Source organism: Serratia sp. J2, from assembly GCF_046269175.1.
Taxonomy (GTDB): Bacteria; Pseudomonadota; Gammaproteobacteria; order Enterobacterales; family Enterobacteriaceae; genus Chania; species Chania fonticola_C.
Map to the genome: position 1 here is coordinate 395545 of NZ_JBKABN010000001.1, position 7993 is coordinate 403537.

9 protein-coding genes are annotated in these 7993 nt (G+C 53.2%); 6 read left to right on the plus strand and 3 right to left on the minus strand.

The features are described from left to right. Positions 1-2: 2 nt before the first annotated feature. Positions 3-566 carry a DedA family protein gene (locus ACKWMY_RS01940; protein WP_024527406.1) on the minus strand — a complete coding sequence of 188 codons (564 nt, stop codon included), beginning with the start codon at positions 564-566 and terminating at the stop codon, positions 3-5. 206 nt (positions 567-772) lie between these two features. Between ACKWMY_RS01940 and ACKWMY_RS01945 the strand changes: the two genes are divergently transcribed. From ACKWMY_RS01945 to ACKWMY_RS01955, 3 genes are all read left to right on the plus strand, one after another. Next, positions 773-1957 (plus strand): sensor histidine kinase, encoded by a 1185-nt coding sequence (locus ACKWMY_RS01945; RefSeq protein ID WP_409485805.1) that lies wholly within the window; start codon positions 773-775, stop codon positions 1955-1957. 82 nt (positions 1958-2039) lie between these two features. Further along, positions 2040-2663 carry a response regulator transcription factor gene (locus ACKWMY_RS01950; protein ID WP_074027977.1) on the plus strand — a complete coding sequence of 208 codons (624 nt, stop codon included), beginning with the start codon at positions 2040-2042 and terminating at the stop codon, positions 2661-2663. Between the two features lie 109 nt (positions 2664-2772). Next, positions 2773-3456 carry an outer membrane protein gene (locus tag ACKWMY_RS01955; protein ID WP_074027978.1) on the plus strand — a complete coding sequence of 228 codons (684 nt, stop codon included), beginning with the start codon at positions 2773-2775 and terminating at the stop codon, positions 3454-3456. 5 nt (positions 3457-3461) lie between these two features. Here ACKWMY_RS01955 and ACKWMY_RS01960 read toward each other — a convergent pair whose 3' ends face one another. Further along, positions 3462-3641, minus strand: coding sequence for a hypothetical protein (locus tag ACKWMY_RS01960; RefSeq protein WP_024527410.1), 180 nt, complete (start codon positions 3639-3641; stop codon positions 3462-3464). 42 nt (positions 3642-3683) lie between these two features. On the opposite strand from ACKWMY_RS01960, the gene ACKWMY_RS01965 reads away from it, so the two are divergent. The 3 genes from ACKWMY_RS01965 (at position 3684) to ACKWMY_RS01975 (ending at position 6967) form a co-directional block, all read left to right on the plus strand. Next, positions 3684-4787 (plus strand): adenosylhomocysteinase, encoded by a 1104-nt coding sequence (locus ACKWMY_RS01965; protein WP_024527411.1) that lies wholly within the window; start codon positions 3684-3686, stop codon positions 4785-4787. 156 nt (positions 4788-4943) lie between these two features. Beyond that, positions 4944-5873, plus strand: a complete 930-nt coding sequence (gene pbpG / locus ACKWMY_RS01970; protein ID WP_074027980.1) for a D-alanyl-D-alanine endopeptidase — start codon at positions 4944-4946, stop codon at positions 5871-5873. A 173-nt stretch (positions 5874-6046) separates the two neighbouring features. After that, entirely contained in the window at positions 6047-6967 is a 921-nt protein-coding gene (locus ACKWMY_RS01975) for a DUF808 domain-containing protein (RefSeq protein WP_024527413.1), read from the plus strand. Between the two features lie 276 nt (positions 6968-7243). Here the strand turns inward: ACKWMY_RS01975 and ACKWMY_RS01980 are convergent, their stop codons facing one another. Further along, a complete protein-coding gene (locus tag ACKWMY_RS01980; protein ID WP_024527414.1) occupies positions 7244-7792 on the minus strand; it encodes a GNAT family N-acetyltransferase in 549 nt (182 codons plus the stop codon). Positions 7793-7993 lie beyond the last annotated feature (201 nt).

Below are 7993 nucleotides of genomic sequence, written 5' to 3' on the forward strand. Positions count from 1 at the left end.
TCTTATTGTGCATGACGCCGCCGCCACCAGTAGCGAAGCAGCAGAATAACGGCGATCGTCACCACGCAGAACAGCAGGCTATACAGCTTTTTGTCACTACCGCTGACAAAACTGCTGATGGCCTGGCCACCAAAATAGCCGAGCAGTACAAATAGCGTGGCCCACAGGATAGCCCCTAGAATATTCAGCGGAATAAAGTGCGATGGTGGCAGCTTACTGGCACCGATCAGCACCGGGCCGATAATCCGGAATCCGTACATAAAACGTACGCCAATCACAAATAAAACCGGGTGGCTGGCAATCAGCTTTTGGGCGCGTTCAATGCGGGCTTGTTGGCTTTCGATACGGGCAAGCACCCGCCCACCAAAATGGCGCCCGGTAAAATAGAGCACCTGATCGCCCAAGGCGCCGCCGATGGCGACCACCGCAATCACCAGCGGCAGGCGCAGCAATCCGTTGTGTGCCGCAATTCCTCCCAGCAGAGTGATGGTTTCCCCTTCGAGCAGGCAGCCAATCAGCAGTGCCCAGTAGCCATATTGGGTAATGTAGTGGGCCAGATCTGTCATTGTTGTTCCTTTATCGCGATGAAATAGGATTATAACACCCTGTTCCGGCAGCGGGAGATGAATTGAAACGGCCCGAACTTAATAATAGATTCTTGCATTCGCATAGTGTTTAATCCGCTATTAATAAACTCGTCTGCCAATGACATGGAGATATTATGCTCAAGGTTGCTCTCTGGTTGGTTTTATCTCTGTTTTCAGGGGGCGGGGTGATAATTTATGCTTTGCAACAGCAATATGAAGAGCAATCAGTCACCTATCGTATTTTATATCGTGAGGTGACGGTTAAATTATCCCAGCTTGAGACGGTGCTTTCCTTACTGTCGGTCTCCAGCGATCCCACCATCGTTCAGCAAAAATTCCCGCAGATTGTGGCATGGAAGCGCATGCCACAGGCACAGCCAATCCCGACTTTAACGCCAACGGGAGAGGGAACTTACTGGCTGACACACCAGTATTTTGCGCTGTTGATCGATCCTGCGCTGCTATTTGCGGACATTCCCCAGCGTCATGATTTCCGGCAGATCGGCCTGAGTTGGCAAAATAAGCCTTTATTTGAGCAGGGGGATCATGCTGAACCGGCGTATTGGCAATGGGACAAGGGGATCAACAACACCTTACAGCCCTTTGAATTATCCGCTCGAAACGACCCAGATTGGGCACGTATGCCTTGGTTGCTGTTATTGCTGCTGCCGGTTTTCTGGGCTGGTGTCGTCTATTTTATCACCCAATACCGTATTCAAAAACGCCAACGCAATATTGCCGTTTTGCGTGAACACTTCTCGCAATTGACTCGGCTTAACGCTATGGGGGAAATCACGGCCAGTATGGTTCACGAGCTCAACCAACCGCTGACTGCGGTGTTAAGTTATAACCAGGCCGCCCTGCGTCTGTTAGACCAACAGCAGCAGGATAAAGCCGTGCCCTTGCTTGATGCGGCAGTGATACAAATCAAACGCATCAGCACGTTGCTGCTGCAATTTCGGCAAAAGTTGGCGCACGAGCAGGTGTTATTGCAAGAGGTCGATCTGCATAAGGTCTGGTTGCGTGTCACTATGCTGCTGGAAGATGAGATCAACAAGGGCAAGGTCAGGATCGTTAACCGGATGCCCGATGCGTTACCTCCTCTGCGAGCCGATCCTCTCTGGGTTGAACAAATCTTCCATAACATAGTGACCAACGCCATTCAGGCACAACAGCCCAATCAGCCGGAGCCAGGCTGGGTGGCAATCGATGCTGAATACTCGGCTCAAGGGATCCAACTGATGATCACCGATGGTGGGCCAGGGCTTTCTGAACCAGCATTACAACAGGTCTTTATTCCCTTCTTCACGACTCGCCAGGAGGGATTGGGGCTGGGCATGGCGCTGACAGAAACTCTGGTCAGCGCCTGAACGGTACTATTACGGTGGAAAATATGGCCGGTCAGGGAGCGCGTTTTACCCTGTGGTTCCCGTTTAACACTCAGGAGGAGTGATGGAACAGTTTATTTATTTGATTGATGACGATCGGGCCATCCGTAGTTCACTCAGTTCACTATTGGCCACCATGGGTTGGCAAACGCTGGCTTATGAAAATAGTCTGGATTTTCAACAGCGGATGGGAGAACCGCAGGCGCTGTGCGGTTGTTTGCTGCTGGATATCCGCATGCCGGGCAAAAGCGGTATCACGCTACTGGAAGAGTGGCAACAGCAGGGCCTGGAGATCCCCGTTATCATCATGACTGGCCACGGGAATATTGATTTATGTCGGCGGGCCTTCAAAAACGGGGCTTTTGAATTTCTGACCAAGCCCATTGATGCCGATCTGTTGATTGAAACGGTCGCTGGAGCCTTGGAGCATCAGCGTATTTTTCAGCAACAGCGGCAAGCCACCGCCGAGTTGCAAGAGAGGCTCAATGCGCTGTCAGCACGGGAACTGGAGGTCACCGGCTTGATTATGCAAGGGAAATCCAGCAAGGAAATTGCTCAGGAACTGGAGCTTTCGCCGCGCACGGTAGAAGCCCATCGCGCCAATTTATTTGCCAAATTGGCGATCAACTCGTCGGTGAAGTTAATGAAAGTCTATGGTGAGCTGTTTTCTTCAACAAGAGTTAAGTAAAAACACCTAGAGCCTTAGGTATTCAACCGAATTGCGACACCGCCGCGCGCTGGTTATTTTAGCTGAACCTTCATTGTTTATCATAAATAACCTTTCAAGCGAGGATCGCATGAATATTAAACCTCTGGTACTGCTGGTTTCCCTCTCCGTTGTTTCCGGTAATGTTTTAGCCGATGATTATTTAGAGGGATACTATGGGGCGATAAAACTATTGCACGCCAGACAGTCGGCAGAAGATATGAATACCAGCAGCCGTCCTGGCGTGGGTGATTTTGTCAGCGGTGACGAAAAGCATAATTTCTATAACGGGGCTATCGCCGCAGGCTATCAATTTGGCAATGGCTGGCGCAGTGAGGCAGAGTATGTGTTCAAAAAGAAAAGCGAATACACCAGCGGCTCTACCACCTTTGCCAGTAGCTACAATCACCACAAAGTGGACGCTGAGCGCCTGATGCTCAATGCCTATCGTGACTACGCGCTAGGGTATGACTTCTCGCTTTATGGCACGGTCGGCCTGGGTATCGCCAAAGTGAAATCCGACGGCTGGCAGGGTAATACCTCACGCCAATACGCGGCAAGCACGCAAAATAATCTGGCTTACTCCATTGGCGCAGGGATCAGCTATGCGGCCATGGAGCGGCTCAATCTTGATTTGGGCTACCGCTACGTGGATATGGGCAAGATTGAAAGTGGTTACAATAACTTTACCAATGCCCGCGGGTTAAAAGATGAGCAAATGAAAGCACGCCTGGTTTCCAGTGAGTTTGCTTTAGGCGTGCGTTACCTGTTCTAACCTTATCATTGATACCGGGCCGTGAGTTGCACCATCGCGGCCCGCACCTGCTGAACAATCCCTTCGAAGGTTCCTCCCCCTGATAGATCGGAAAAACCATCACTCATGCTGTTGCCATGATAGTCACCTCGGTTTTTTGCGGTGAGATAAGTGATAATAGCCGCCATGCGATGCAGATTAATCATTCTGCCATGCCCTGGCGGCGTGGCGTAGTAGAGGAGTAAGCGATGTATCAGGATTTTGACAGTGAGTTGAAGTGGGCCATGCGCCATATGCCACGTACCCGCGCGGCAGTAGCGGCTTTACCGGACCTGCACGGCGTGCGCCTGGCGTGTAACATGCACCTGGATCTGAAAATGGCCCCGCTGGTAGCCGGGCTGCTGGATAAGGGCGCGGCCATTTATCTCACCACCTGTAACCCGACGACGGTACAGGATGATGTAGTGGCCTGGCTGGAGCGTCACGGTGCCCAAGCGCACGCCTGGCGTGATATGAGCGATGCCGACTGGTCTGAATCGTTCGACCGTGCGCTGGCCTGGGGGCCGACTCATCTGTGTGAGATGGGAGCCGATCTGACCACTCGCCTGCATCAATCTGCCAATGGCCCGCAGATCAAGGCTGGGCTGGAAGCGACCGGTTCAGGCATCAGCCGCTTGGGGGGCATTGCGCCACGTTACCCGATCTTTAACTGGGATGACCTGCCGGTAAAAGAAGGGCTGCATAATCGCCACATGGTTGGGCTGACCGCCTGGCATACCTTCTTCCAGACCACTCATCTGACGCTGCATGAAAAATGTGTGGTGGTGATTGGTTATGGGCTGGTGGGACAGGGCGTAGCCGCTTCTGCCAAGGCGTATGGTGGACAAGTTATCGTAGCGGAAATCGATCCGGCCCGTGCTTTGCAAGCACGCTACGATGGCTGGGCGGTAGTCGATTTAGCCACTGCCGTAGAGCAGGCGGACGTGATTGCCACGGCCACTGGAGCCAAAAACGTGTTGTCAGCACGGCATCTGGAGCGGGCCAAGGATGGGGTGTTCATCCTCAACGTTGGGCATGTGGCGGAAGAGATTGACGTCGGTTTCCTGCAGGCTCTGCCGCACAGCGAGCCAATGCCATTTGTGAATGCTTACCAACTGGCAGACAAAACGCTGTATCTGCTGGCCAACGGGTCGATGTTCAACCTGACGGCAGGTTACGGCGACAGCCTGAATGCCTTCGATGTGACCCTGGCCGTGATGGCCGCCGGTATCGGGCATATCGTGGGGGCCGGTGAGCAGCATGCTGCCGGATTGTACCTGTTGCCACAGTCTGCCTGGCAGCCAGCGCTGTAACTTTTACCTTGCGGGCGTACAACCCAGTACGCTCGCGGGTTGCATAAATTTCGCGCCGATAGATTTTGTCACAAATAGCTACTCACAATCACAGTGCAATTCTATATCCCTCACTTATAATTCAACGCAGTCGGTTCTCTCCTCCGTTACAGAGTAATACATGTGAAAATCCGTGTTTTGGTTCTAACCCTGCTCGCGTTGCAAGCCGGTTCTGGACTGGTGCCGAGTGCATTAGCCAGCAATAAAACCGCCGCAGTGCAGGCCTCCCAGCCTGAGCTGGCTTCTGGCAGTGCCATGGTGCTGGATATGCAAACGCATCGGGTGATTTATTCACGTAACCCCGATGAAGTGGTGCCTATCGCCTCGATCACCAAGCTGATGACGGCGATGGTGACGTTGGATGCCCACCTGCCGCTGGACGAAATGCTGTCGGTTGATATCAGCCAGACGCCAGAAATGAAAGGGATCTACTCCCGGGTGCGGTTGAACAGCGAAATCAGCCGCAAGGATATGCTGCTGTTGGCGCTGATGTCGTCGGAAAACCGTGCTGCGGCCAGCTTGGCGCATCATTATCCAGGGGGCTATAACGCCTTTATCAAGGCGATGAATGCCAAGGCGAAAGCGCTAGGCATGACCAATACTCATTACGTTGAACCGACCGGGCTATCGATTCATAACGTGTCAACCGCGCGTGACCTGACCAAGCTGATGTTGGCGACCAAGCAGTACCCGCTGATCGGCCAGTTGAGCACCACTACCGAACGGATGGCGACCTTCAAGGATCCCAACTATACGCTGCCGTTTCGCAATACCAACCATCTGGTCTACAACCCGAAATGGAATATCCAGCTGACCAAAACCGGCTTTACCAATCAGGCCGGGCATTGTCTGGCGATGCGTACCGTGATCGGTAACCGTTCCGTTTCGCTGGTGGTGTTGGACGCCTTTGGCAAATATACCCATTTCGCGGACGCCAGCCGTCTGCGCACCTGGATTGAAACCGGCAAAGTAACGCCGATCCCGGCGGCAGCGCGGGACTATCGCCGCCAGAAAGATGCCGCCCTGGCGAAGAACGACACGGAATAACGCGTTATTTAACCTGCCGCCAGTCGCGGCAGGTTATCCTTTCCCTATGGTGAAAAATTCACCACTTAAGCCCGCAGCTACAGTAAAATCATTAGGATTTCCCCTCTTCAAGTTTTCAACCCGCTATGCTAAACCGGTATGGCTATCCCACCCTTTGATAAGGAAAGTGCATTTTGGCAGGCAGTAGCTTATTAACCCTGATCGACGACATCGCTTCGTTACTGGATGATGTTTCACTGATGACGAAAATGGCGGCCAAAAAGACCGCTGGGGTATTGGGAGACGATCTGGCGCTAAACGCCCAACAGGTCAGCGGTGTTAAGGCCGATCGTGAAATTCCCGTGGTGTGGAAGGTGGCCAAGGGCTCGTTTATCAACAAGGCGATCCTGGTACCGCTGGCATTGCTGATCAGCGCTTTCGCCCCTTGGGCGATTACGCCGCTGCTGATGGTCGGTGGGGCTTACCTCTGCTACGAAGGGTTTGAAAAGGTTTACCACAGCCTGACACACCGCAAGAGTGCAGAGGCAGAGGAGAAAGCGGAACCAGATACCACTGAAGATGTCACGGTCTATGAACAGCGCAAAGTCAAAGGTGCCATTCGTACCGACTTTGTACTCTCTGCCGAGATTATCGCCATTACGCTGGGTACCGTAGCCGGAGCCACCTTTAGCCAGCAGGTGATTGTACTGTGTGGCATCGCCATTGTGATGACGGTTGGGGTGTACGGCATCGTGGCGGGCATCGTCAAGCTGGACGATCTGGGGTTCTACCTGGCCCGTAAGCGTAGCACGCTGGCACAATCGATAGGGCGCGGTATTGTCAGTGCGGCACCTTATCTGATGAAAACGCTGTCGGTGGTGGGTACCTTGGCCATGTTTATGGTGGGCGGCGGGATTTTGACCCACGGGCTACCGCCTGTGCATCATCTGTTCACCGACTGGGCTAGTTATTCTATGGTGGTACCGGGCGTAGGTGCGATCCTGGGGGGGCTGACCCCTATGCTGTTGAATGCAGTGTTCGGCCTGATCGCCGGTGGCGTTGTGATGCTGGTGGTCTCTGGGATCGGTTCGGTGCGGGCTCGTTTTAAGGCTTGATGCAAAGAGGATACGGCAGACCCTTCTCAATCAACTCTCTATCCACCATCGGGCGCATTGAAGCGCCCAATGGTGGTGAGAACTAGAAGATCAGTTTGAACACACCGGTAATGGTCAGTAGGCCAACAATAAAGATAATCGCAATAATCCACAGAAAAATTTTCATCCGTCTCTCCCGACTGTTTATGTTTAGTGAATGCGTGAATGCACGCTGAGATCGCTAAGCCACGACAGAATTAACTATAGATGAAAATCAGCAGCTTGCCCGGAAAGGGCCTAAGGCAGCGTATGGCTGCCGCCATTCAGTGGCCGCTGCATAATGTGGGTATCCAGCCAACCGCCAAATTTAAACCCGACGCCGCTTAGGGTGCCGATGCTGGTGAAGCCTAGCTTGCGGTGCAGGGCAAGGGAGCCTGCATTGCCAGCAGCATCGCCAATCGTTGCCAGCATCTGCCGCCACGGGCCGTGTTCACAGCGGGCAATCAATGCGCCGAGTAACGTCTTGCCAATACCGTGCCCTTGCAGGCCTTCGGCGACATAGACCGAATTCTCGATGGTATAACGATAAGCGGGTCGTGGCCGATACGGTGTGGCATAGCAATAGCCCACAACGCGGTCTTCCATCTTCGCCACCAGCCATGGCAACCCCGCAGCCAAGACGTTATGGCGGCGCTGTTGCATCTCTTCCAGCGTTGGAGGCGTTTCTTCGAACGAGGCTGGCCCGTAAAGCACGTGATGAGCATAAATCTGTTGAATGGCCGCCATATCCTCAGTGCTGGCATCGGAGACGCTTAGCGTTGCCAGCGGTGGGGTTGCAAGTGACATAGTGCTCCCTTTTATGATGATAAATCAGAGTACCAAGGCATTATGCACCGCGCCTGGCGACAAGATAAATTGGCTTTTTGTCTGGCGGGGATAAGAAAAAATGATGGTATTTTTCATGCAGAGAAATGTGTTAGGTGAAGAAAGGTATGTCATTGCGTTAGGTGTTGCCCCTCGCCCTCACCCTAACCCTCTCCCACAGGG